Annotated in this window: 21 protein-coding genes; 16 read left to right on the top strand and 5 right to left on the bottom strand. The window is 62.0% G+C overall.

Features of this window, described 5'->3' with window-relative positions:
• Positions 1-26 precede the first annotated feature (26 nt).
• Entirely contained in the window at positions 27-3,170 is a 3,144-nt protein-coding gene (locus AC245Y_RS19425) for an efflux RND transporter permease subunit (RefSeq protein ID WP_017995248.1), read from the top strand.
• A 148-nt stretch (positions 3,171-3,318) separates the two neighbouring features.
• Positions 3,319-5,229: a beta-N-acetylhexosaminidase gene (locus AC245Y_RS19420; protein WP_017995247.1), complete on the top strand. Its 1,911-nt coding sequence runs from the start codon at positions 3,319-3,321 to the stop codon at positions 5,227-5,229.
• Here the strand turns inward: AC245Y_RS19420 and AC245Y_RS19415 are convergent.
• Complete coding sequence (locus AC245Y_RS19415) at positions 5,226-6,140, bottom strand: ROK family protein (protein ID WP_012759075.1); 915 nt, start codon at positions 6,138-6,140, stop codon at positions 5,226-5,228. The two genes, AC245Y_RS19420 and AC245Y_RS19415, sit on opposite strands and share 4 nt — an antisense overlap.
• Positions 6,141-6,553: 413 nt before the next feature.
• Here AC245Y_RS19415 and AC245Y_RS19410 point away from each other — a divergent pair, with 413 nt between their 5' ends.
• From AC245Y_RS19410 to AC245Y_RS19370, 9 genes are all read left to right on the top strand, one after another.
• On the top strand, positions 6,554-7,123 hold the full coding sequence (locus tag AC245Y_RS19410; protein ID WP_245274032.1) for an exopolysaccharide biosynthesis protein: 570 nt from the start codon (positions 6,554-6,556) through the stop codon (positions 7,121-7,123).
• 147 nt (positions 7,124-7,270) lie between these two features.
• Positions 7,271-8,224: a sugar-binding transcriptional regulator gene (locus tag AC245Y_RS19405; protein WP_003543131.1), complete on the top strand. Its 954-nt coding sequence runs from the start codon at positions 7,271-7,273 to the stop codon at positions 8,222-8,224.
• 146 nt (positions 8,225-8,370) lie between these two features.
• The gene (locus tag AC245Y_RS19400) at positions 8,371-9,681 is read left to right on the top strand and encodes an ABC transporter substrate-binding protein (RefSeq protein WP_012759072.1); all 1,311 of its coding nucleotides are present in this window, start codon (positions 8,371-8,373) and stop codon (positions 9,679-9,681) included.
• A gap of 138 nt (positions 9,682-9,819) precedes the next feature.
• Positions 9,820-10,692 (top strand): carbohydrate ABC transporter permease, encoded by an 873-nt coding sequence (locus tag AC245Y_RS19395; protein ID WP_020487036.1) that lies wholly within the window; start codon positions 9,820-9,822, stop codon positions 10,690-10,692.
• Between the two features lies 1 nt (position 10,693).
• Positions 10,694-11,524: a carbohydrate ABC transporter permease gene (locus AC245Y_RS19390; RefSeq protein WP_012759070.1), complete on the top strand. Its 831-nt coding sequence runs from the start codon at positions 10,694-10,696 to the stop codon at positions 11,522-11,524.
• Between the two features lie 18 nt (positions 11,525-11,542).
• Positions 11,543-12,541 (top strand): ABC transporter ATP-binding protein, encoded by a 999-nt coding sequence (locus AC245Y_RS19385; protein ID WP_012759069.1) that lies wholly within the window; start codon positions 11,543-11,545, stop codon positions 12,539-12,541.
• 85 nt (positions 12,542-12,626) lie between these two features.
• Positions 12,627-14,108 (top strand): mannitol dehydrogenase family protein, encoded by a 1,482-nt coding sequence (locus AC245Y_RS19380; protein WP_017995243.1) that lies wholly within the window; start codon positions 12,627-12,629, stop codon positions 14,106-14,108.
• A 96-nt stretch (positions 14,109-14,204) separates the two neighbouring features.
• Positions 14,205-14,894 carry an HAD family hydrolase gene (locus tag AC245Y_RS19375; RefSeq protein ID WP_017995242.1) on the top strand — a complete coding sequence of 230 codons (690 nt, stop codon included), beginning with the start codon at positions 14,205-14,207 and terminating at the stop codon, positions 14,892-14,894.
• Positions 14,894-16,477: an FGGY-family carbohydrate kinase gene (locus tag AC245Y_RS19370; protein WP_026157482.1), complete on the top strand. Its 1,584-nt coding sequence runs from the start codon at positions 14,894-14,896 to the stop codon at positions 16,475-16,477. The genes AC245Y_RS19375 and AC245Y_RS19370 overlap by 1 nt, the downstream gene beginning before the upstream one ends.
• A gap of 51 nt (positions 16,478-16,528) precedes the next feature.
• Here the strand turns inward: AC245Y_RS19370 and AC245Y_RS19365 are convergent, their stop codons facing one another.
• A complete protein-coding gene (locus tag AC245Y_RS19365) occupies positions 16,529-17,383 on the bottom strand; it encodes a MurR/RpiR family transcriptional regulator (RefSeq protein WP_003543085.1) in 855 nt (284 codons plus the stop codon).
• A gap of 234 nt (positions 17,384-17,617) precedes the next feature.
• Here AC245Y_RS19365 and AC245Y_RS19360 point away from each other — a divergent pair, with 234 nt between their 5' ends.
• Positions 17,618-18,331, top strand: a complete 714-nt coding sequence (locus AC245Y_RS19360; protein ID WP_012759065.1) for a sulfate transporter family protein — start codon at positions 17,618-17,620, stop codon at positions 18,329-18,331.
• Positions 18,332-18,334: 3 nt separating this feature from the next.
• Here AC245Y_RS19360 and AC245Y_RS19355 read toward each other — a convergent pair whose 3' ends face one another.
• Positions 18,335-18,760 (bottom strand): VOC family protein, encoded by a 426-nt coding sequence (locus AC245Y_RS19355; protein ID WP_011653606.1) that lies wholly within the window; start codon positions 18,758-18,760, stop codon positions 18,335-18,337.
• Between the two features lie 81 nt (positions 18,761-18,841).
• On the opposite strand from AC245Y_RS19355, the gene AC245Y_RS19350 reads away from it, so the two are divergent.
• Positions 18,842-19,420, top strand: coding sequence for a TetR/AcrR family transcriptional regulator (locus tag AC245Y_RS19350; RefSeq protein WP_026157481.1), 579 nt, complete (start codon positions 18,842-18,844; stop codon positions 19,418-19,420).
• Here AC245Y_RS19350 and nth read toward each other — a convergent pair.
• Positions 19,385-20,191 carry an endonuclease III gene (nth, locus tag AC245Y_RS19345; protein ID WP_020487035.1) on the bottom strand — a complete coding sequence of 269 codons (807 nt, stop codon included), beginning with the start codon at positions 20,189-20,191 and terminating at the stop codon, positions 19,385-19,387. The genes AC245Y_RS19350 and nth overlap by 36 nt on opposite strands.
• Here nth and AC245Y_RS19340 point away from each other — a divergent pair.
• Entirely contained in the window at positions 20,190-20,687 is a 498-nt protein-coding gene (locus AC245Y_RS19340; protein WP_017995238.1) for a DUF2244 domain-containing protein, read from the top strand. The two genes, nth and AC245Y_RS19340, sit on opposite strands and share 2 nt — an antisense overlap.
• Positions 20,688-20,766: 79 nt before the next feature.
• Positions 20,767-21,639: a methylated-DNA--[protein]-cysteine S-methyltransferase gene (locus AC245Y_RS19335; protein ID WP_012759061.1), complete on the top strand. Its 873-nt coding sequence runs from the start codon at positions 20,767-20,769 to the stop codon at positions 21,637-21,639.
• Between the two features lie 32 nt (positions 21,640-21,671).
• Here AC245Y_RS19335 and AC245Y_RS19330 read toward each other — a convergent pair whose 3' ends face one another.
• Complete coding sequence (locus tag AC245Y_RS19330) at positions 21,672-22,697, bottom strand: sugar-binding transcriptional regulator (RefSeq protein WP_017995236.1); 1,026 nt, start codon at positions 22,695-22,697, stop codon at positions 21,672-21,674.
• Between the two features lie 425 nt (positions 22,698-23,122).
• On the opposite strand from AC245Y_RS19330, the gene tal reads away from it, so the two are divergent.
• Positions 23,123-24,088, top strand: a complete 966-nt coding sequence (gene tal / locus AC245Y_RS19325) for a transaldolase (RefSeq protein ID WP_003543075.1) — start codon at positions 23,123-23,125, stop codon at positions 24,086-24,088.
• Positions 24,089-24,153 lie beyond the last annotated feature (65 nt).

Below are 24,153 nucleotides of genomic sequence, written 5' to 3'. Positions count from 1 at the left end.
CGCGCCATAGGATAGGGACAAAGACCATGGACGCCACCACCGAGAAGCGGCCCTTCAATCTGTCGCGCTGGGCAATCGGACATCCGAGCATCGCCCGTTTCCTCTTCGGGCTAATCATCATCACCGGCGTGCTCGGCCTGATGCGCATGGGCCAGCGCGAGGACCCCGAATTCACCTTCCGCGTCATGGTCGTTCAGGCGATCTGGCCAGGTGCTTCCATCCAGGAAATGGAAGACCAGGTCGTCAACAAGATCGAGCGCAAGCTGCAGGAAACGCCGCATATCGACTGGGTCAAGTCCTATACGCGGGCGGGCAGTGCGATCATCACCCTGCAGGTCAAGGGCGACACGAATTCGCAAGAAGTGGCGGATGCCTTCTACCAGGTGCGCAAGAAGGTCGGCGACATCTCCAACGAGCTGCCGCAGGGCCTGCTCGGCCCCTATTTCAACGACGAGTTCGGCGACACCTTCATCACGCTGCATTCGATCAGCGGCGACGGCTATTCCTATCCGGAACTGAAGAAATTCGCGATCCAGGCGCGCGACATGCTGTTGACGACGCCGGGCGTCGAAAAGGCCGTCATCATCGGCGACCAGCCTGAGAAGATCTATATCGACGTCTCGTCCAAGGCGCTTTCCGAGCGCGGCCTGACGATCCTCGATCTGCAGAACGCCATCAAGGGCCAAAACAATGTCGATCCGGCAGGCTCGGTCGATACCGGCCTGCGCTCGGTGCGCATATCGGTCGAAGGCGACGTGAAGAAGGCGGCCGATATCCGCGAGCTGCGCCTTCGCGCCGGCGGCCAGGTAACGCGCCTCGGCGATATCGCCACCGTCAGTTCCGGGCTCGAAGATCCCTACCAGCGCAAGTACCGTTTCAACGGCCACGACAGCGTTCAGGTCGGCGTCGTGATGGCCAAGGGCTTCAACGTGACCGATGTCGGCAAGGGCGTGGAGGCGACCTATCAGCGCTTCGAGGAGGCGCTGCCCTATGGCGTCGCCGTCGATCAGATCGCCAACCAGCCCGACGTGGTGACGGATGCGGTCAGCGAATTCATGCATGCGCTCGGCGAAGCTCTCATCATCGTGCTCGTCGTCTCGTTCGTGTCGATCGGCTGGCGATCGGGCCTCGTCATCGCCATCGCCATTCCGCTGGTGCTGGCTGCCACCTTTGCGCTGATGTACGAACTCGGCATCGATCTGCAGCGCATCTCACTCGGCGCGCTGATCATCGCGCTCGGCCTGCTTGTCGACGATGCGATGATCGTCGTCGAGATGATGGAGCGAAAGCTGGAGGAGGGGCTCGTCAAGATCGACGCGGCAAGCTTCGCTTATTCCTCGACTGCCTTCCCGATGTTGACGGGCACGCTGATAACCACGGCCGGCTTCATTCCGGTCGGCTTCGCCGCCTCGACGGCCGGCGAATATGTGCGCTCGCTGTTCTACGTCGTCGGCATCGCGCTTGTCACCTCGTGGTTCGTCGCGGTCTACTTCACGCCGTGGCTCGGCTATATGATCCTCAAGCAGCGCCATCACGCCGGCGAGCATCACGACGCCTTCGACACCGGCTTCTATCGCCGGCTGCGCGGCACGGTCGGCTGGGCGGTGCGCCACCGCGTCATCGTGCTGCTGCTGACGCTCGGCACCTTCGTCACCAGCCTCTGGGCCTTCCAGTTCATTCCGCAGAATTTCTTCCCGCAATCCTCGCGGCCGGAAATCCTCGTCGATCTCTGGCTGCCCGAGGGCACCAGCATCATGGAAGTCGAGGTGCAGGCAAAGGCACTCGAAACCAAGATGATGGATGATCCCGACAAGCGGTTTATCGCCACCTATATCGGCGAAGGCGCGCCGCGCTTCTTCCTGCCGCTCGACCAGCAGCTGCGCAATCCGAACTTCGCCCAGCTGCTCGTCATGGCCAATGACGAACCGGCGCGCGAGCGGCTGATCGTCAAGCTGCGGACGATCCTTGCGGAAGACTTCCCCGATATTCGCGGCAAGGTCGACCGCCTCTTCCTTGGTCCGCCGACCGGCTGGCCGGTGCAGATGCGCGTGATGGGGCCCGACCGTCAGGAAGTCAGGGAGATCGCCGATCAGGTAAAGGCGCGCTTCCAGGCCAATCCGGAGCTCGGCGCCATCCATGACGATTGGCTGGAAGAGGTGCCGGCGATGAAGCTGGTGATCGACCAGGATCGCGCCCGGGCACTCGGCGTCACCTCGCAGCGTGTCCGCCAGATGTTGCAGACCGCCATGTCAGGGACTGCGCTCGACGATTTCCGCGATGGCGAGGAGACGGTTTCGATCGTCGCCCGCGAGCCGGATGCCAGCCGCTCGCTGCTGTCGGCGGTCAACTCGGTCTATGTGCCGACGGATTTCGGCGGCTTCGTACCGGTCTCGCAGGTCGCCAAGGTCGTGCCCGTCATGGAGCAGGGCATCGAATGGCGGCGCAACAGGCTGCCGACAATCACCGTGCGCGCCACGCTGCCTGACGATGTGCAGCCGAACGACGTGGTGATGAAGATGTATGCCGACATGAAGGATCTGCGCGACAGCCTGCCGGCCGGCTACAAGGTCGAAATCCAGGGCGGCGCCGAGGATGCGGCGGAAAGCCAGATGTCGATCGCCGCCAAGGCGCCGATCATGCTCGCCGTCATCATCGTACTGCTGATGGTGCAACTGCAGCATTTCGGCAAGGCGATGCTGGTGCTCGCCACCGGACCGCTCGGGATCATCGGTGCGGCGGCCGCATTGCTGATCAGCGGCGCGCCTTTCGGCTTCGTGGCGATCCTCGGCGTCATCGCGCTGCTCGGTATCATCATGCGCAATTCGATCATCCTGGTCGATCAGATCGACCAGGATATCAAGGCCGGCATGCACCGGCAGGAGGCGATTGTCGGCGCGGCCGTGCGACGTTTCCGGCCGATAATGCTGACGGCACTGACCGCCGTTCTGGCGCTGATCCCGATCTCGCGCGGTGTTTTCTGGGGTCCGCTCGCCTTCGCGATGATGGGCGGCATCCTGGTTGCGACCGTGCTCACCATTCTGGTTCTGCCCGCCGGTTACGCTCTTTTCTTCGGCCGGGAGCCGAAGGCGAAGGACGAGCCGGGCGAGCATGCCGACGCCATCCAGGAAGAGGCGGATGACAGACATCCGCCGGCGTTGGCAGCAGAGTGAGGACGGCGCGGCGAAAGCCGCGCCGTTTTCCTTGGCTACAGGTCCTCGTGCGCCGATTCCATTGCCGCCTCGAAAAAGCTAAGCTGCCAAAGCATGCCGGGATACCAACCGCGATCCCGGCCACTCAGCGACGAGGCAGAGCACGACCATGGCCGATTACCATCTGGAAGCAAGCTGGAGCCCGATCGAGGGCAGTTTCGGGCGCCTCACCTTCATGCTTTTCAATCTTTCGACCGAGCCGCTGTCCGGCTTCTCGCTCGCCTATACGTCAGAGACGCGGGTTGCCGACAAACATGTCTGCGACGGCGGCAGCCTCAAGCGGCGGGTCGCGCATTTCCATGAATTCCTGCCGCCCGAAGACCTGAGCGTGCCGCCCGGTGGGCGCTGGCGCTTCACTGTCGAGGGACTGACCAGGGAGCCGAAACATGTCACGGCCGGCGTCAAGTCGGCCTATCTGACACTTGGCGACGGACGCCACGTTCCTGTTGGTTTCGGCGATCTCATGCTCGAAGGCCGGGATGGTGGCGTGGCGCCGCCGCTTCTGCCGCCGGGCCGGGCCGAGGAACCTTATTCGCTACTGCCCTGGCCGCTGGCGCTCGGGTTGAAGGCGGGAGAGCTGCCGGTCGTGCTTTATCCGGCCGAGCGGACGCGCCCTGATGCGGTCAAGGCGCTCTCGCTGGTTCTGGAGCTCTACCAGCGGCTCTATCCGGCCGACAATATGCCGTTTTCCCTCGGTGCCGTCGAAGGCGGGCGGGCCATTCGTTTCGTCACCGAATCGTCGATCGCCGCCTTCGCTTATGAATTGCGTTTTACCGCGCATGAGATCGTGCTTTCGAGTGCGGATGCCGCCGGGCGGCATTACGGGCTGATCAGCCTGGCGCAACTGCTGCACGGCGCCCGCGCCGATCCTGAGCGCTTCAAATTCCCCAATTTCGGCACGATTGCCGACCAGCCGCGTTATGACTGGCGCGGCTGCCATCTCGATGTGTCCAGGCAGTTCTATCCGGTGGCAGACGTCGTGCGGCTGATCGATATTCTCGCCTGGAACAAGCTCAACATCTTCCACTGGCATCTGACCGATGACGAAGCGTGGCGGCTGGAGATCAAGGCCTATCCCGCGCTGACGGAGATCGGCGCCCGGCGCGGGCCGGATGAAGTGCTCGTGCCGCAGCTCGGCGACGGGGCGCAAACGCGCTCCGGTCATTACACGCAGGAGGATGCCAAGCGGATCGTTGCGCATGCAGCCTCGCTGCATATCGAGGTACTGCCGGAAATCGATATTCCGGGCCACAGCATGGCGACGCTGTTCTCGCTGCCCGAGCTCGTCGACGGCCAGGAGGCGCCGGATAGTTACCGCTCGGTGCAGGGTTATTCGAACAACGCCCTCAGTCCGGCGGTGGAATTCACCTATGAATTTCTCGGTAAGGTGTTCGACGAGATGGTGACGCTGTTTCCCGGCGAATATCTCCATATCGGCGGCGACGAAGTGGCGCACGGCTCCTGGCTTTCCTCGCCGCTCTGCAAGACGCTGATGGAGAGGGAGAAACTGGCAGGCACTGCCGAGCTGCAATCCTATTTCCTGAAACGTATCAAAGCCATGCTGTCGGATCGCGGCAAGAAACTCGTCGGCTGGAACGAGGTTTCGCATGGCGGCGGCGTCGACCGCGACGGCACGCTGCTGATGGCCTGGGAAAAGCCCGCCGTCGGCATCGAGCTGGCACAGGAGGGCTACGACGTGGTGATGACGCCGGGCCAGGCCTATTATCTCGACATGGCGCAAGCGGAAGCCTGGGGCGAGCCCGGCGCGAGCTGGGCGGGCTTCAGCCTGCCGGAACACACCTACGCTTACGAGGCCGAGGGCGAGCTGCCGGCGGCGCTGCAGGAGAAGATGCGCGGCATCCAGGCCTGCATCTGGACTGAAAATTTCCTCTCGCGTGCCTATTTCAACCGGCTGGTTTTCCCGCGTCTCCCAGCGGTCGCCGAGGCTGCTTGGACGCCTTCTGCGCGCAAGGACTGGGATCGGTTCGCAGCGATCGTGCGGATGTGGCCGGTGCTTTAAGCCGCCGTCTCGGCCTTCAGCCCCAAAAGCGCTGCGCCGATCAGGCCGGGTTCGATGCGGCATTCGCTGCGCACCACCAGCGGGCGATCGAACTTGCGCAGGATGCGGGCGCGCACGGCGTGGTCGAGCTCGGCAAGCAGCGGCTCGACATTGGAAAGCCCGCCTCCGACCGGCACAATGGTCGCGCCGGTGATGTTGATCGTCAGCGCCAAGGGCGAGGCGACGAGATCGACATAGACGTCGATCGTCCTTGTCGCCTTTTCCTCCCCACGCCCCCACTGAGCGATGATCTCCTCGCTGGAAAGGTCGAGATCGTGCAGCGTCTGGTGCAGCCGCTCCAGGCCGCGGGCACCGCCGACGGTGTCGACGCAGCCCCTCTGGCCGCAGCCGCAGGCATAGGCGGGAATGGCGACGGGCGGATTGCCGGCCGCAGATGCGATGATCGGCCCATGACCCCATTCGCCGGCAAAGCCGCCGGCCTCGTTGACGAGGCGCCCGTCGGCAACCAGGCCGCCGCCGACGCCGGTGCCGAGGATGGCGCCGAAGACGATGCGGTGGCCGCGGCCGGCGCCGAGACCGGCTTCGGCCATCGCGAAACAGTCGGCGTCGTTGGCGATCAGCACCGGCAGGCCGAGCTCGACTTCGAGATCGGCGCCAAGCGTACGGTGGTGGATGCAGGGAATGTTGGCGCAGATCAGGCGCTGCGTATCGGGATCGACGACGCCGGCGATGGAGAGGGCGATGCGGCTCGGCTGTTCGCCGGTTTCGGCGATGATGTCGCGCAGGGTCTCGACGAACGCGGCAAAATCATCCTTGGGCGTCGGGCGGCGGCCGAGGGGAAGGATGTCTATCTCGGAGTGGGCGATGCCGCCCTTGATAGCGGTGCCGCCGATGTCGAATGAAATGATCATTGCCACTCTGCCGTTTTTCTGGTCTCCCACCGTCTGCTTGCATTGTTGGCGGGGAATTTCAAGCGCTCATTCGGCGGTGGTGTCGCCGGCTTTAGGGTCGTGTCGTGTGCTACCCCGTCTGTTCTGCTTGACATCTCTCCCGCAGGTGGGGAGATCGGATAGGCGCGACGGTTTTCCGTCTTTCATTCCGTCATGGCAAGACGTTGGAGAAATCCGGTGAGCCCAAGCCCATCGGCTTCGATCGCGGCCGCAATTTCTAACCCCACAAGTCATTCAATTGGCATATTGCATCGCCAGAATCCGGCCCTACACTTTTATCAACTGCCGGACCCACGACCATCGATACGAGAGAAAACAGTACCATCCGAAGACCACGTCCCAAAGGCCGCCGCCTTTCATCCATTTTGCGGCAGATGGCCGCCGACCAGAGCCGCGAACGGATCTCGATAGGCGATCTGTTCGATACTATGGGTGACAGGGCGATCAGCGCGTTGATGCTGATCTTCGCGCTGCCGAATGCCTTTCCCACTCCGCCGGGCACCTCGGCAGTGCTCGGGGCGCCATTGGTCTTCCTGGCAGCGCAACTGACCTTCGGGCTGAAACCCTGGCTACCGAAGGTGATTGCCAACCGTTCGATGCGGCGGGAGGATTTCGAGACCATTGTCGGCCGCATCCATCGCTGGCTCGCCTGGGCCGAACGCATGCTGAAACCGCGGCTTGCGATCTTCGCCGAACCGCCGGCGGAATATCTTGCCGGGGCGGCATGCCTGCTGCTGTCGATCGTGCTGTTGCTGCCGGTCCCGCTCGGCAACATCCTGCCGGCGGTCACGATCTCGGTCTTCGCCTTCGGCATATTGGGCCGTGACGGGCTCTTCGCGCTCATCGGCTTCGTGATGACGGCCGTGTCGCTCGTCGTCGCCGGCGGGGTGATTTACGGTCTCGTGAAGGCGGCGATCTATCTCGTCGTGCAATGGTTTGCCTGAGCGGGTTTGCCGGAGTGATGGCGGTTATTTAGCGGTCCACTTTGCAACAGGCTCGACATTTGCCGGAATTTTGTTTTGATCTGGCGATACAGACTCAGATCATGTTCGGCGGCGGCACGCCGGCTCACTTCGCGCGGTAGGCAGTAAATGGTAAAAAGATCCGAGACCCCTGCACGGCTCGACGATGCGGCGCGTGCCGGCTGGCTCTATTACGTCGCCGGGCGCACGCAGGACGAAATCGCCGCTGCGATGGGCATCTCGCGGCAATCGGCGCAGCGGCTGGTGTCGCTGGCGGTCGCCGAGCGCCTGATCAAGGTGCGGCTCGATCATCCGATCGCCGCCTGCCTGGAGCTCGGCAGTCAGCTGCGGCGAAAATTTGGGCTGAAACATGTGGAAGTGGTGCCGAGCGATCCCGCATCGTCGTCGACGACGGTCGGTATCGCCGAGGCGGCCGCGGCCGAGATCGAGCGGTGGCTGAAACGGCCGGAGCCGATCGTGCTCGCCATCGGTACCGGCCGCACGCTGAAGGCGGCCGTCGACCAGCTTCCGGCGATCGAATGTCCCAATCACCGCATCGTTTCGCTGACCGGCAATATCGCCCCGGACGGATCGGCGGCCTATTACAACGTCATCTTCAGCATGGCCGATGCGGTGAAGGCGCGGCACTATCCGATGCCGCTGCCGGTGCTCGTCACCTCGGCGGAGGAGCGGGAGCTGCTGCATGGCCAACAGCTGGTGCGCTCGACGCTGAATATGAGTGCGCAAGCCGATGTCACCTTCGTCGGCATCGGCGAGCTCGGCATCGATGGGCCGCTCTGCGTCGACGGTTTTCTCGAGAAGGACGAGATGATGGAGCTGATGCGCGGGGGTGCTGTCGGCGAGATCTGCGGCTGGATCTTCGATGTCGATGGCAGGTTGATCGACAACCCGATCAACGAGCGCGTCGCGTCGGCGCCGATCCCGTCCCGCGACGCGTCGATGGTCATTGGGCTGGCCAAGGGCAAGCGCAAGTTCAAGGCGATCAGGGCTGCGGTTGTCGGCCATCAAATCAACGCTCTGATCACCGACGAAGAGACGGCTGAGTTTTTGCTCAGGAACTGAGCAAAAAATATTCTCGTTAAATCAATAGGATGACCATCGCCTTCGGCACCGCAGCAACGATTGTCGATTGACATTCCTTGTTGTTTATTGAGTAATTGCCCATGAGCGAAGCGAATGCTCACACCCCATCTTCTGGGAGGAAGATTATGACATTGAGAACTTTTCTGCTGGGCGCCTGCTCAGCACTGGCGTTTGCCGGTATGGCTTCGGCCGAAACGCTGACAATCGCGACCGTGAACAACGGCGACATGATCCGGATGCAGAAGCTGACGGATGATTTCAAGGCGAAGAACCCCGGTATCGACCTTGAATGGGTAACCCTGGAAGAAAACGTGCTGCGCCAGAAGGTCACGACCGATATCGCGACCAAGGGCGGCCAGTACGACGTTCTGACGATCGGCACCTATGAAGTTCCGATCTGGGCAAAACAGGACTGGTTGCTGCCGCTCGACAATCTCGGCGCCAATTACGACGTCGACGACCTGCTGCCGGCAATTCGCAGCGGCTTGACTGTGGACGGCAAGCTCTATGCTTCGCCGTTCTATGGTGAAAGCTCGATGGTCATGTACCGCAAGGACCTGTTCGAAGCTGCCGGCCTGAAGATGCCCGACGCGCCGACCTGGGACTTCGTTGCCGATGCTGCCCGCAAGATCACCAACAAGGACAAGGAAATCTACGGCATCTGCCTGCGCGGCAAGGCCGGCTGGGGCGAGAACATGGCCTTCCTGACGGCCATGTCCAATTCCTTCGGCGCACGCTGGTTCGACGAGAAGTGGAAGCCGCAGTTCGACCAGCCCGAATGGAAGGACACGCTCGACTTCTACGTCAAACTGATGAAGGATGCCGGTCCTCCAGGCGCCTCCTCCAACGGTTTTAACGAGAACCTGGCGCTCTTCCAGACCGGCAAGTGCGGCATGTGGATCGACGCAACGGTTGCCGCTTCCTTCGTCGCTGATCCGAAGCAGTCGCAGGTCGCCGACAAGGTCGGCTTCGCGCTCGCCCCGGACAAGGGCCTCGGCAAGCGCGGCAACTGGCTCTGGGCCTGGAGCCTCGCCATTCCAGCAGGTACCCAGAAGGCCGAAGCTGCTGAAAAGTTCGTTGCCTGGGCGACGAGCAAGGAATACAGCAACCTCGTCGCCGAGAAGGAAGGTTGGCTGAACGCACCTCCGGGCACCCGCAAATCGCTCTATGCGAATGCGGACTACCAGAAGGCGGCTTCGTTCGCCAAGATGACGCTCGACTCGATCGAGTCGGCCGATCCGACCAAGCCGACCGTCAAGCCGGTTCCCTATGTCGGCGTCCAGTTCGTGGCGATCCCGGAATTCCAGGGCATCGGCACGGCGGTGGGCCAGCAGTTCTCCGCAGCTCTTGCCGGCCAGCTCTCGGTCGACCAGGCCCTGCAGGCGGCACAGCAACTGACCACTCGCGAAATGACCAAGGCCGGCTACATAAAATAAACCTCCTGAGCAAGAGGCGGATCCTTGACAATCCGCCTCTCTGGGCCGCCGATTGCCCGAACTGCATCGGCGGCCGCTTTTTTCCAGACAAAGCTGCCTTGCGGCCGCTCCCCGCTTCAGTCCAGATCGGTGATTGCCATGGCAACCTTACACACCCGCTCCTCCGCGCGCCTGATGATCGCGCCCTCCGTGCTGCTGCTTTTTGCGTGGATGATCGTCCCGCTGGCGATGACGATCTATTTCTCGCTGCTGAACTACAATCTGCTCAGCCCCGGCATGGAAAGCTTCGTCGGTTTCCTGAATTACGAATATTTCCTGTCCGATCCGGCCTTCTTCGCCGCACTGATCAACACGCTGCTGCTTGTTGCCGGCGTGCTGTTGATCACCGTCATCGGCGGCATCGCCTTTGCGCTGCTGCTCGACCAGCCGATGTACGGCCAGGGCATCGTGCGCATCCTGGTGATCGCGCCGTTCTTCGTCATGCCGACGGTGGCAGCGCTGGTCTGGAAGAACATGTTCATGAACCCGGTCAACGGCCTGTTTGCCCATCTTGCCAAGGCGCTCGGCCTGCAGCCGATCGACTGGCTGGCGAATGCGCCGCTGTTTTCCGTCATTCTGATCGTCGCCTGGCAGTGGCTGCCCTTTGCCACCCTCATCATGCTGACGGCGCTCCAATCGCTCGACGAGGAGCAGAAGGAAGCCTCCGAAATGGACGGCGCCGGTCCGATCTCGAAGTTCATCTACATCATCCTGCCGCACATGGCGCGCGCCATCACCGTGGTGATCCTGATCCAGACGATCTTCCTGCTTTCGGTCTTTGCCGAAATCCTCGTCACCACCAATGGCGGGCCGGGCACCGACAGCACCAACCTCACCTATCTCGTCTATGCCCAGGCGCTGCTGCAGTTCGATATCGGTGGGGCATCGGCCGGTGGTATCGTGGCTGTTATCCTCGCCAATATCGTCGCGATCTTCCTCGTGCGCCTCGTCGGCAAGAATCTGGAGGCTTGAGATGGCCAGAAAAGTCACAACCAAGCGCAAGCTCATCGTCACCGCGATCGCCTGGACGCTCGGCATCCTGATCTTCTTCCCGATTCTCTGGACGTTTCTCACCAGCTTCAAGTCGGAAGCCGATGCCATCGCCTCGCCGCCGCAGTTCCTGTTCTTCCACTGGACGACGGAGAACTACGCGGAGGTGCAGAGCCGGTCGAACTATCTCAGCCACTTCATGAACTCGGTGATCATCTCCTTCGGCTCGACGCTGATCGGCCTGATCATCGCCATTCCGGCCGCCTGGGCGATGGCGTTTTCGCCGACCAAGCGGACCAAGGACGTGCTGATGTGGATGCTGTCGACCAAGATGATGCCGCCGGTCGGCGCACTGATCCCGATCTATCTGATGTTCCGCAATTTTGGCCTGCTCGACACGCGCACCGGCCTGGTGATCGTGCTGACGCTGATCAACCTGCCGATCATCGTCTGGATGCTCTACACCTATTTCAAGGAAATCCCCGGCGAGATCCTTGAGGCGGCGCGCATGGATGGGGCGTCGCTGATGAAGGAGATCGTCTACGTGCTGACGCCGATGGCCGTGCCCGGCATTGCCTCGACGCTGCTCTTGAACATCATCCTTGCCTGGAACGAGGCGTTCTGGACGCTCAACCTCACCGCCTCGAAGGCGGCGCCGCTGACGGCCTTCATCGCTTCCTATTCCAGCCCCGAGGGTCTGTTTTACGCCAAGCTTTCGGCGGCATCGACGATGGCGATCGCGCCGATCCTGATCCTTGGCTGGTTCAGCCAGAAACAACTCGTCCGCGGCCTGACCTTCGGCGCTGTGAAATAACATAAACGGGAGAGAAACATGGGCAGCATTACCCTTCAGAAGGTTTCCAAGGTCTTCGGCGAAGCCAAGGTCATCCCTTCGATCGATCTCGACATCAAGGACGGCGAGTTCGTCGTCTTCGTCGGTCCGTCGGGCTGCGGCAAGTCCACGCTGCTCAGGCTGATCGCCGGGCTCGAGGACGTCTCCGGCGGCAAGATCGTCATCGACGGCAGGGACGCCACCGAAAAGGCGCCGTCTGAGCGCGGCCTTGCGATGGTGTTCCAGTCCTATGCGCTCTATCCGCATATGAGCGTGCGTAACAACATCGCCTTCCCGCTGAAGATGGCCGGGATCGACAAGGCGGAGATCGACCGCAAGGTGAGCGATGCCGCCCGGGTGCTGAACCTCACCGATTATCTCGAGCGCAAGCCTCGCCAGCTATCGGGCGGCCAGCGCCAGCGCGTGGCGATCGGCCGCGCCATCGTGCGCCAGCCTTCGGCCTTCCTGTTCGACGAACCGCTGTCGAACCTCGATGCGGCGCTGCGCGTCAACATGCGCCTCGAAATCAGCGAGCTGCATCAGCAGCTGAAGACGACGATGGTCTACGTCACCCACGACCAGGTCGAGGCGATGACCATGGCCGACAAGATCGTCGTCCTGAACCGGGGCAATATCGAGCAGGTCGGATCGCCGCTCGAACTCTACAGCCGTCCCCTGAACCTCTTCGTCGCCGGCTTCATCGGATCGCCGAAGATGAACTTCATCACCGGCCAAAACGCCGCCGCGCTCAATGCTCATACCATCGGCGTCCGGCCCGAACATGTGCTGCTGTCGATGGAAAGCGGCGACTGGAAGGGCAGGGTCGTGGTCGCCGAACATCTTGGTTCCGACACTTTCCTGCATATCGATGCCGATGGCATCGGCATGCTGACGGCGCGCGGCAGCGGCGATTTCGCCGCCAAAGCGGGCGATACGGTCTTCCTGACGCCGGACCGTTCGCGTATTCATAAATTTAACGAAGGCGGTCTTGCCATCTGAGGCAGCCGGCCGGGCCGGAGGGCAGGCATGCGAGCCGGACGATGGCGCCCGGCCGTCTCGGCAAGACCTTCAAGAGGACTGAAACATGACGTGCAAACTATCGCTGGCAACGCTTTCGGATGTGGCGCGCACTGCTGCCATCCCTGGATATGACAGGGCGTCGCTGAAGGCCGGCATCGTGCACTTCGGCGTCGGCAATTTCCACCGTGCCCACCAGGCGATCTATCTCGACGATCTCTTCAACGCCGGCACGGATCACGACTGGGCGATCGTCGGCGCCGGCGTGCTGCCGTCGGATGCGGCGATGCGCGAAAAGCTTGCGGCGCAGGATTTCCTGACGACGGTGGTCGAACAGGACAACAACAAGACGGCGGCGCGCGTCACCGCACCGATGATCGACATCCTGCCGGTCGGCGATGCCGCTGCGATCATCGCCAGGCTTGCCGATCCCGAAATCCGCATCGTTTCGATGACGATCACCGAGGGCGGTTATTTCATCGATGCCTCAGGCACGTTCAATCCGGCCCATCCGGCGATCGCCGCAGACGGAGAGAACCCCAACGCGCCGAAGACGGTGTTCGGCCTGATCGTCGCCGGCCTGAAGGCGCGCAAGGACAAGGGCATCGGACCCTTCACCGTCATGTCCTGCGACAACATTCCCCATAATGGCATCGTCACCGCCAATGCCGTCGTCGGCACGGCGGCACTTTCGGACCCTGCCTTTGCCGACTGGATCCGGGCGAATGTCGCCTTCCCGAACGCCATGGTCGACCGAATCACGCCGGCGACCAGCCAGCGCGAGATCGATTTCCTCAGGGACAATTTCCAGATCGAGGACAGTTGGCCGGTTTATTGCGAGGAATTCAAGCAATGGGTGCTCGAGGATAAGTTCACCGCCGGCCGGCCGGCGCTGGAAAAGGTCGGCGTCACCTTCGTTGCCGATGTCACGCCTTACGAGCATATGAAGATCCGCATCCTCAACGGCGGGCATGCCGCGATCGCCTATCCGGCGGCGCTGATGGACATTCACTTCGTGCATGATTCCATGGAAGACCCGCTGATCCGCGCCTTCCTCGCCAAACTCGAGAAAGACGAGATCATTCCGATCGTGCCGCCGGTGCCGAACACGTCGCTGACTGATTATTTCGCGCTGATCGAACATCGCCTGCTCAATCCGAAGATTGCCGACACCATTCCGCGGCTGGCGCAGGACGGCTCGAACCGCCAACCGAAATTCATCCTGCCGTCGACGCTCGACAATTTGAGTCAGGGCAGGGACGTCGTCGGTCTGGCGCTGGTTTCGGCACTCTGGTGCCGTTATTTCGCCGGCAAGACCGACAGCGGCAAGGATATCGTCTTCAACGACGCGAGCGCAGAGCGCCTGCATGCGGCAGCGCTGAAAGCCAAGGACGATCCATCGGCCTTCCTCGTCTTCGACGATATTTTCGGCGAAGTGGCGAAATCCGAACTTTTCCGCAAGCGTTTTGCCCATGCTCTCAAAACCCTGTGGGAAAAGGGCACGCGGGAGACGCTGCAGCTCTATCTCGACGGCAAGCTCGCAGTGTAAGAAATTCGGTGGCGGTCTCTACTGCCGCCATTCATCCGGCCTTGCGAGTGAAGCGGGACGGTAACGCGTCCGAATTGAACTCAGGTTGGGTCTTGCATGGCTGATGCTGAAACACGGCTGGTGATCTTCGATTGCGATGGCGTACTCGTCGACAGCGAGCCGATCTCGATCAGCGTGCTCGTCGGGGCAATGAACGATCTCGGCGTCTCGATCACCGAGGACCAGGCCTATGAGCGTTTTCTCGGCCGCAGCCTGTCGACCCTCATCGATACGCTGGAAACCGAATTCAACGTCCATGCCGACGAGGAATTCCTCGAGCGTATCCGCATCGAACTCTACGCTCGTTTTCGCACGGAACTGAAGCCGATCGACGGTATCGCCGCGGCGATCGACGGGCTGGGCGTTCGCTGCTGCGTTGCCTCCTCCAGCCAGATGGAGCGAATCCGGTTGTCGCTGTCGGTGACCGGGCTTCTCGACAGGCTGCCCGACATCTTCAGCGCAACGATGGTCAAGCGCGGCAAGCCGGCGCCCGATCTCTTCCTGCATGCGGCGCGTGAAATGCAGGTCGAGCCGGCTCATTGCCTTGTCGTCGAAGACAGCCCGGCCGGCATTGCCGCCGCCAAGGCAGCAGGCATGACGGTCTTTGCCTTCACCGGCGGATCACACGCCAATTTCACCGGATATCGTGCCGAACTCGACCGCCTTTCGCCTGATGTGGTGTTTGACGCCATGCCGGATTTGATACACCTTGTCCGCAACCATAAGCTGGACGGGACCAAGACTTGATGCGTGATCATGTGGTTGCGGTGGATATCGGCACGGGCAGCGCGCGCGCCGGCGTCTTCGATGTACGCGGCCGTCTGCTTGCCAAGGCCGAGCATCCGATCGTGATGAACCGGCCACGCGAAAACCATGCCGAGCATGATTCCGAAGACATCTGGTCGGCCGCCTGCACGGCAGTGCGCAGGGCGGTGGAGCAATCCGGCATCGCCGCCGCCTCGGTCGGAGCGATTGGCTTCGACGCCACCTGCTCGCTCGTCGTCCGTGACATCGAGGGCCGGCAGCTCAGCGTCTCCACAGGCGGCGACCGGCGTTTCGACACGATCGTTTGGCTCGATCACCGGGCGCTGAAGGAAGCCGATTTCTGCACGGCGACGGAGCACAGGGTGCTCGAACATTCCGGCCACGTGATGTCGCCGGAAATGGAAATGCCGAAGCTGATGTGGCTGAAGAAAAAGCTGCCCGCCACATGGGAAAAGGCCGGCTACTTCTTCGATCTCGCCGATTTCATGACGTGGAAATCGACCGGATCGGCCGCCCGTTCGCGCTGCACGCTGACGGCGAAATGGAACTATCTCGCCCATCTCGAAAAGGGCTGGCAGCAGGATTTCCTGGAGCGGATCGGCCTCGAGGACCTTCAGGCGCGCGGCCACCTGCCGGATGAGACCACGCCTGTCGGAGACAGCGTCGGCCGGCTGACTGAGGAAGCGGCAGAAGCGCTGGGGCTGACTGTGGACTGCCGTGTCGCTGCCGGGATGATCGACGCCTATGCCGGCGCACTCGGCGCGCTCGGCGGCTATGCCGCTGATCCTGTCAAACGCGAGCACCAGCTGGCGCTGATTGCCGGCACATCGAGCTGCATCGTTACGTTCTCGCGGGAGCGCAAGCCGAGCCATGGCATGTGGGGTCCCTATTACGAGGCTGTCTTCCCGCAATCCTGGCTGGTGGAGGCCGGGCAATCGGCGACCGGCGCGCTGCTCGACCACATCGTGCGCATGCATGCGGCCGGCGGCGAGCCGACGGCGGCGCTGCATCAGAGGATCGTCGCGCGGATCGCCGAATTGCGGGCCGAGGAGGGCGATGCCTTCGGTGCGCGGATCTTCGTGCTGCCGGATTTCCATGGCAACCGCTCGCCGCTCGCCGATCCGCATGCGGTCGGCGTCGTCAGTGGACTGACGCTCGATACGTCCTTCGACGGGCTCTGCGCGCTTTATTGGCGCTCTGCGGTGGGCATTGCGCTCGGCATCCGCCATATTCTGGAAATGATGAAGCAATACGGTTACATGACCGATACGCTGCATATCGCCGGTGGGCATGTGAAGAACCCGGTGCTGATGGAGCTTTATAGCGATGCGACCGGCTGCAAGGTCGTGGTGCCGAAGATGAACGAGGCAGTGCTGCTCGGCACGGCGATCGCAGCATCCGTCGCCTGCGGCCTGTACAAGGATCTGGCGGCGGCCGGCGAGGCGATGTATCCGGGCGCTGACGAACGGCTTCCCGACAAGGCGAAGCAGGCGCTCTACGACCGCGACTACCGCCGACTTCTCGCCATGCACCGGCACCGCGCCGAATTGGAAACGATGCAATAGAGCGCCGCGCGGCGCTCCATCACTTTGAATCTGCGCATGATCCTTTTAAAATTAGTGGTTCGCCGTCTCGCCGAGCACGGTCGCGAACTCCATCATGCGGCGGCGGCGAAGTGCCGCCTCTTCTCCGACTTGGAGGATGACGGATTCCGACAGGCAATCGAGCAGCGCGATCAGCGGCGGAAGATTGTCGAGATCGGGTGCACGAGCGGGCGGCAGAGGCAGCATGACGTTCGACTGGTCCGCCATCCAGTCCGCTTGCTGCGGCGAAATCAGCACGACCTTATAGCCGTAGCGCCGCGCCGTTCTGGCAAGCAGCCGCGCCTTGGCGAAGCGGCGACAATCGATGATGACGAGCAGTGCGTCGTCGACCGCCAGCCGGGCGAAGAGTTCCGCAAAACGGTTGTCGGCGGCGTCGAGCGTGCGCACGCCGTCGCGGGCTTGTGTCAGCCGCTGGCAGAAATGATTGGCCAGGCTTGCGAGCCGCGCATGCGTGGCGATCGACACTTCGCGGGCAGTGCTGATCAAGCCGACGGCTTCCGACCAGTGCGGCTGCGCCGTCAGATGATAGATATGATGGAGGGCCTGGATCTGTTCGGCAACCAGCACGGCCAGCGGTTTGCCCTCCGCGGCGTCGGCATGCAGCTCGCTCATGGCGCTCTGTAATTGCGCCGGCGATGTCGTCACGGTCTCGCGAATCTCCACCTTGACGCTGTCCAATCCCTGATAACCGAGCGAGCGCAGGAAGCGCCCGACGGTCATCGGCGAGAGATCCAGCCTGTCGGCAACGGACGCAGCCGTCTCGAATGGCAGGTCGTTCAGATGTTCGGTGAAATATTTCGCGATACGGCGCTCGGCGGGTGTGCCGGTTTTTGCGTATTGCCTGAGTTTTTGCACAAAGTCTTCCACGGCAGCCTCCCCATCTTCCTCAGAGGCGTTCCGTGGATGCGCTGTTGCGACCCCTTGTCTTTGCAACTATTTCGGAAGCTGCTTCTCAGGCCCGTGCGTATTTCATGTATGCCACAATATTATATTAGTATTTGGTTTTCGACAAGTTTTCTATTACTGAATGCAATTTTATTCTCTCTTGTCGGTGGCCCGCATCTTCCCTACATCTTCGGCGCAACCGGAGACGCCTGAGACATGATTCTTGACGCCGCTCGACTTTCGCTCGCCAATCTGTTCGCATCGGAAACACGCTCTGTCTTCTGGAAGGTGCTCGGCCTGACGGTTCTCGTGCTTGTCGGCCTCTGGTTCGCGCTGCGCGGGGCCTTCATGGCCTTTCTCTTTCCCTGGCTCACGAGCTTCTTTCCCGATATGCCGGATTGGGCGGGGTGGTTCGCTCTCATCTTCGCAATTTTTGCCGGAATCGGCCTTGCTCTCATGCTGGCGCTGCTGCTCTCGCCGGTGACGGCGCTGATTGCCGGCCTGTTTCTCGACGACGTCGCCGAGGTCATCGAAAAGCGCGACTATCCCAAGGACGCGCCGGGCACCGCCATGCCGCTCGGTCCGGCGATGGTAAGCTCGATCAAGTTTCTCGGTGTGGTGATTCTCGGCAATATCCTGGCATTGCTGCTGCTGTTCATACCCGGCGTCAATCTGGTCGCGTTCTTTCTGGTGAACGGCTATCTGCTCGGACGGGAATTCTTCGAATTCGCCGCCATGCGCTTCCGTTCGCCGGATGAGGCGCGGCTCTTCCGCGCCAAGCATGCCTCCACCGTCTTTCTCGGCGGGCTGATGATCGCCCTTTTCCTGGCGATCCCGATCGTCAATCTTCTGACGCCGCTTTTTGCCGCCGGTATGATGGTGCATCTGCACAAGTTGGTTTCCGCTAAGGACACCGGTTTGCGTGCCTAAGACTCAAGCGGGCAGGGCGGAGGTGTCGTACATCGCCGCGAATTCGGCGCTCGGCGGGATCGGCTTGATGATGTCGATCAGCACGCCGTTCGGATCGGCGGTGATGAAATGCCGCTGGCCGAAATCCTCGTCGCGGATTTCTCTCAGAATTGGCAGGCCGGCGCTCCGGCAGGCTGCATAGATCGCATCGACATCGCCGACCTCGAAATTGAGGAGAAGGCCGGACACCCTGCCGCGGGCTATGGCCGGGATGGTCTCGTGGCTGCCGTCAAGGATGGCAAGCGCGATATGCTCCTCCTCTGCCGATTGCAGGTGAACATACCAGTCGCTTTCGAACAGAGCTTTGAAGCCGAAATGCGTGCAATAGAAGCTGGCGGTGCCGGCAACGTCGTCGGTCATCATGACAGGATAATAGCTCGTCGATTTCATCTCGTTTTCCTCCTTTTTTACATACAATCTGTATGTTTTTGTCTATTAACATACATTCTGTTTGTATGTAAAGAGGTGTGCATGGGCCGCAGCAATCGCGAGAGAACGGAGCAGACGAGACAGGCACTGATCGATGCCGGTCGACGTCTCTTCGTCGAGAAAGGTTATGCCGAAACCGCGACGCCGGAGATCGTCGCGGCGGCGGGAGTGACGCGTGGTGCGCTCTACCATCATTTTGAAGACAAGAAGGCGCTTTTTAGGGCGGTTATCGAATGCGAGGCGAAAGCGGTGACCGCGGCGATCGAGGCGCGTTCGGCGTCCTACGACGCGCCGCGTGCCATGCTGATCGCCGGTGCCTCGGCCTATTTCGATGCGATGATGGGGCATGGGCGCACGCAGCTGCTGCTGATCGAGGCACCTGCCGTTCTCGGCCCGCTGGCGAGTGCGGCGATCGATGCAGAGAATGCGGAAGCGACGCTGCGGACAGGGCTTGCAGCGATGCTTCCAGAGGCCGGCGCCATGCTCGAACCGCTGACGTCGCTGCTATCGGCGGCCTTCGATCGCGCGGCGATCGCGATCGAGGCGGGCGCTGAAAGGCGGCATTACGAGCAGGCGATCGCAGTCCTACTCGACGGCCTCGCCGATCACCTGCGGCGGTAGCTCGACCAGCGGCGCCGGCACATCCCAACTCTTCTCCGGCGATTTGCAGAGGTCGGCGATGATACAGCGCTCGCATTCGGGGCGGCGCGCCTTGCAGGTATAGCGACCGTGCAGGATCAGCCAGTGATGGGCGTGATAGAGGTAATGGCTCGGGATCACCTTCATCAGCCGCGCCTCGACCTCGTCTGGTGTCTTGCCGGGGGCAAGCCTGGTGCGATTGGCGATGCGGAAGATGTGTGTGTCGACGGCCATCGTCGCCTGGCCGAAGGCCATGGAAAGCACGACATTGGCGGTCTTGCGGCCGACGCCCGGCAACCTCACCAGTTCGTCGCGCGTTTCCGGCACCTTGCCGCCGAATTGGTCGATCAGCATCTGCGAGAGCGCGATGACGTTTTTCGCCTTGTTGCGGTAGAGGCCGATCGTCCTGATGTAATCGCGCAGCCGCTCCTCGCCGAGATCGAGCATCTTTTCCGGCGTATCGGCAACCTTGAAGAGCGCGCGCGTCGCCTTGTTGACGCCAACATCGGTCGCTTGCGCTGAAAGCGCGACGGCAACGACGAGCGTGAAGGGGTTGGTGTGCTCGAGCTCGCCCCTCGGTTCCGGCCGCTGCACCGAGAAGCGGCGGAATATCTCCTCGCGTTCGGTCAGCGAATAGGCCGTGCGCACCGCTGCCGCCGGTTTGCGGCGGGCAATCACATTCGTGCCCTGCGGCGTCTTGGTAACGGATTTGAGTTTCGGATTCGCCATGGAAACTCTATACTCAGCAGCCATGATGGAAAGCAACGCCGACAGCTTCAATGAGCAGCCTGTTTTCGCTGCCGAGCTCTTTCCCCACCGGTCGCTCGGCCGCCGGGGCTTCAAGGTGCTGCTTGCCCTATCCGGTGCCGTCTGCTTGCTTTACGGCACGTTCTTCATCGCGACGGGGGCCTGGCCGATCGGCTTCTTCTTCGGACTGGATTTCCTGCTTCTCTACGGCGCTTTCTGGCTGAATTACCGCTCCGGGAAAGCGCACGAACAGGTGACGGTGTCACGTACGGACGTGTCGGTGCGCAAGTTTGCGCCATCAGGACGGATGGTGGAGCATCATTTCAATCCGTTCTGGGCACGCTTCCTCGTTCGCCGGCACCAGGAGATCGGCATCCTTTCCATGCATATCTTCGGCGAGGGCCGGCGCACGGATATCGGCTCCTTCCTCAATCCCGACGATCGCGAAAGCTTCGCCAAAGCCTTCAAGGGAGCGCTGGCGACGGTCAAGCAGCGGATCTGAACCTATCCGGCGGATGCGCAAGAATCGGGTGGTTTGCTCACCCCCACTTGACTATCTCCTTGTTACAAGGAGAAAGACGATGAATATGATTGCCAACCTGCAGACAGACATCACGCCTGACGGCCCTGATTATGACATTGTCCGTCGGGTGATCGAACTCATCACCGAGGATTACCGCGACCAGCCTTCGCTGGAGGCGATCGCGGCGCGGCTCAACCAGTCGCCGACCCAGCTGCAGAAGACCTTCACCCGCTGGGCAGGACTATCGCCCAAGGGCTTCCTGCAAGCGGTGACGCTCGACCACGCCAAGCGGCTGCTGCGCAAGGAAGACATGCCGCTGCTCGAGACCTCGATCGAGGTCGGCCTTTCCGGGCCGAGCCGGCTGCATGATCTTTTCGTCACCCATGAGGCGATGTCGCCCGGTGAATGGAAGGCCAAGGGCGGCGGTCTCATCATCCGCTACGGCTTCCACATTTGCCCCTTCGGCGTGGCGCTGATCATGGTGACCGACCGCGGCCTTGCCGGCCTTGCCTTCAGCGATTCCGGCGACGAGAGAGCCTGCCTCGAGGATATGACCTGCCGCTGGCCGAACGCCGAATATGTCGAAGACCTGCAGGCGACGGTCCCCTACGCAGCCCGCATCTTCGAGCCCGGCAAATGGTCCTCGGACCAGCCGCTGCGTGTCGTGCTGATCGGCACGGACTTCCAGGTACGCGTCTGGCAGAGCCTGCTGAAAATCCCCTTCGGCAAGGCCGTCACCTATTCCGATATCGCCAACGATATCGGCAGTCCGACGGCGCAGCGCGCCGTGGGTGCGGCGGTCGGGGCAAACCCGATCTCCTTCGTGGTGCCCTGCCATCGGGCGCTCGGCAAGAACGGCGCGCTGACGGGCTACCATTGGGGCCTCACCCGCAAGCGGGCGATGCTCGGCTGGGAATCGGCGCACGCCTGAGGGGTTTCCGGACGGAGCGGCGTGGTCGCCGCTCATCGCTCCGGCACTTCTCCCCGCTGGGGAGAAGAGACGGGCGGCGAGGCTTCTGCCAATTCCAGCAATGCCCGGGCAGCACTTTCATCGGTGATCAGCGTGTTGCAGCCGATGCGCTTGATCGTCGCGCGGATTGCCACGGCCCGATGGGCGCCACCGGAGGAGAGCACGATGTGCTTTGCCTCCTTCAGCGTGTCGAGATCGACGGACATCACGCGCCGATTGATCGAGTGGTCGACCGAATTGCCGTCCCTGTCGAGGAAGTTGAACATGGTGTCACAGACGCAGCCGGCATCGATCAACTCCTGCAGCTCGGCCTTCGAGATCCAGCCCTCCGACAGCGAGGTCGAATGCGGGCCGATATCGCCGCAGCTGACGATCGCCAGATCAAGATTTTCGGCGAGACGGTAGATCGTGTCCAGCCCGCATTTCTCGATCAGATTACGTTTGGTCTCGATGGAATCGACGAGAAGCGGCGCCAGGAACATGTAGCATTCGGCGCCAAGCTGGTTTGCCAGCCGCCATGTGTAATCAATCGGGTTCGTCTGATGCACGGCAACGATGCCGCCGAGCAGCGAGACGACCTTGCAATTGGCGCGGCGCGGCGGCCGGAAGCTCGACAGCGAGGCGGTCATGGTGCGGCCCCAGCCGACGCCGATGGTATAGTCGTCGGGGATGGCTTCGGAGAGGAACTGGCCAAGCGCCAGACCGACATTTCTCGCCAGCGAATTGACGTCGCCATTGACCGGCGCAGGGACGACGATCGCCTCGTCGAGGCCATAGGCACGCTCCAGCTTCACCGAAAGTTCAACGCAGTCGCCAATCGAATCGTTGATCCAGATCTGGACTTCGCTGCGTTTCATCGCCTCGTCGAGCAGGCGGATCACCGTGGTGCGGCTGATGCCGAGCTGTTCGGCGACGTCCTTCTGGGTCAGGCCCTCGTTGTAATAGAGCCATGCCGCCCTGAGCCGCAGCGAGGATGCCTCCGAATAGGCCGTGTGCGTGCCGCGTTTGAGCTTGACCACATCTCCTCCGCACGATTTCCTGCCCTAGATCCCTCATGGGATGAAGGCCTTAGCGACACTTTTGTTGCCGGGGATAATGACGGGTGTGACACTTATGTCAATTGAAATGCACAAATGTCCTTGACTTTTCGCAAGGCGAATGGCGATAGTCCGGGTGACACACGTCGTTCTTGTCCGTCCGAGGAGGACATAGTGCGGGCATGCCGAAAGTCACGACCGGCCTTCCAGCCGCAAGCGGTATCGTTTGCGTGCGAGCAGCCGTTCGTTCGCGGCCGGAACACGGCCACTGTCCTTCACGTTTATGAATCATCCGTGACGGATGCGCGCATTTTCGCCTGCAGCATGCAAACAACCTGTCGGTAGATCACCTTTGCCCGGCGGAACTCGCGCCGGTCGCAGCCCAAGTTCAACAAGGATTATTGACCATGACATCCAAGCTTGACCAACTTCGCGAGATTACCACCGTGGTCGCCGATACCGGCGACATCGAAGCCGTCGCCCGCCTGAAGCCGGTCGATTGCACGACGAACCCGAGCATCGTGCTCAAGGCTCTCGGCACGCCGATGTTTGCCGACGCCATCAAGGAAGCCGTCGCCTGGGGCAAGAAGCAGGGCGGCAATCCCGAAGCCGTTTCTTCCGCCGTCGCCGATCGCCTCGCCATCTCCGTCGGTGCAGCCCTGGTGAAACTCGTCCCGGGCCGCGTCTCGACCGAAGTCGACGCCGATCTTTCCTTCGATACCGAGGCTTCGCTAGCCAAGGCGCGGGCCATCATCGCCGCCTACAAGGATCGCGGTATCGGCCAGGACCGCATCCTCATCAAGCTCGCTTCCACCTGGGAAGGCATCCGCGCCGCCGAAGTGCTGCAGAAGGAAGGCATCGATTGCAACCTGACGCTTCTCTTCAGCAAGGCCCAGGCGATCGCTTGCGCCGACGCCAAAGTGTTCCTGATCTCGCCCTTCGTCGGCCGCATCCTCGACTGGTACAAGAAGTCGACCGGCAAGGACTACACTGCCGAGGAAGATCCGGGCGTCATCTCCGTCCGTGAAATCTACAACTACTACAAGGCGAACGACATCAAGACGATCGTCATGGGCGCCTCCTTCCGCAGCGCCGGCGAAATCGAAGCCCTTGCCGGCTGCGACCGCCTGACCATCAGCCCGAACCTGCTCGACGAGCTCGCCAAGGATGAAGGCAAGCTGGAGCGCAAGCTCTCGCCGGAGAGCCGCAAGCCGGATCCGAAGGTCTCCGTCGACGAGAAGACCTTCCGCTGGATGATGAACGAAGACGCGATGGCGACGGAAAAACTCGCCGAAGGCATCCGCGCCTTCGCCAAGGATCTCGGAACGCTGCGCACCATGGTGCAGAAGGAACTGCAGCTCGCCGCCGCCTGATAAGGCTCGGCCACAATCGGAGGCGCGGCTGCCGGCTGGCAGGCGCGCCTTTTTCATGCTGTTAT

This window comes from Rhizobium sp. SRDI943, from assembly GCF_057653695.1.
The sequence above is the reverse complement of the archived record's forward strand: the minus strand, read 5'-3'. Positions and strand labels throughout refer to the sequence as shown.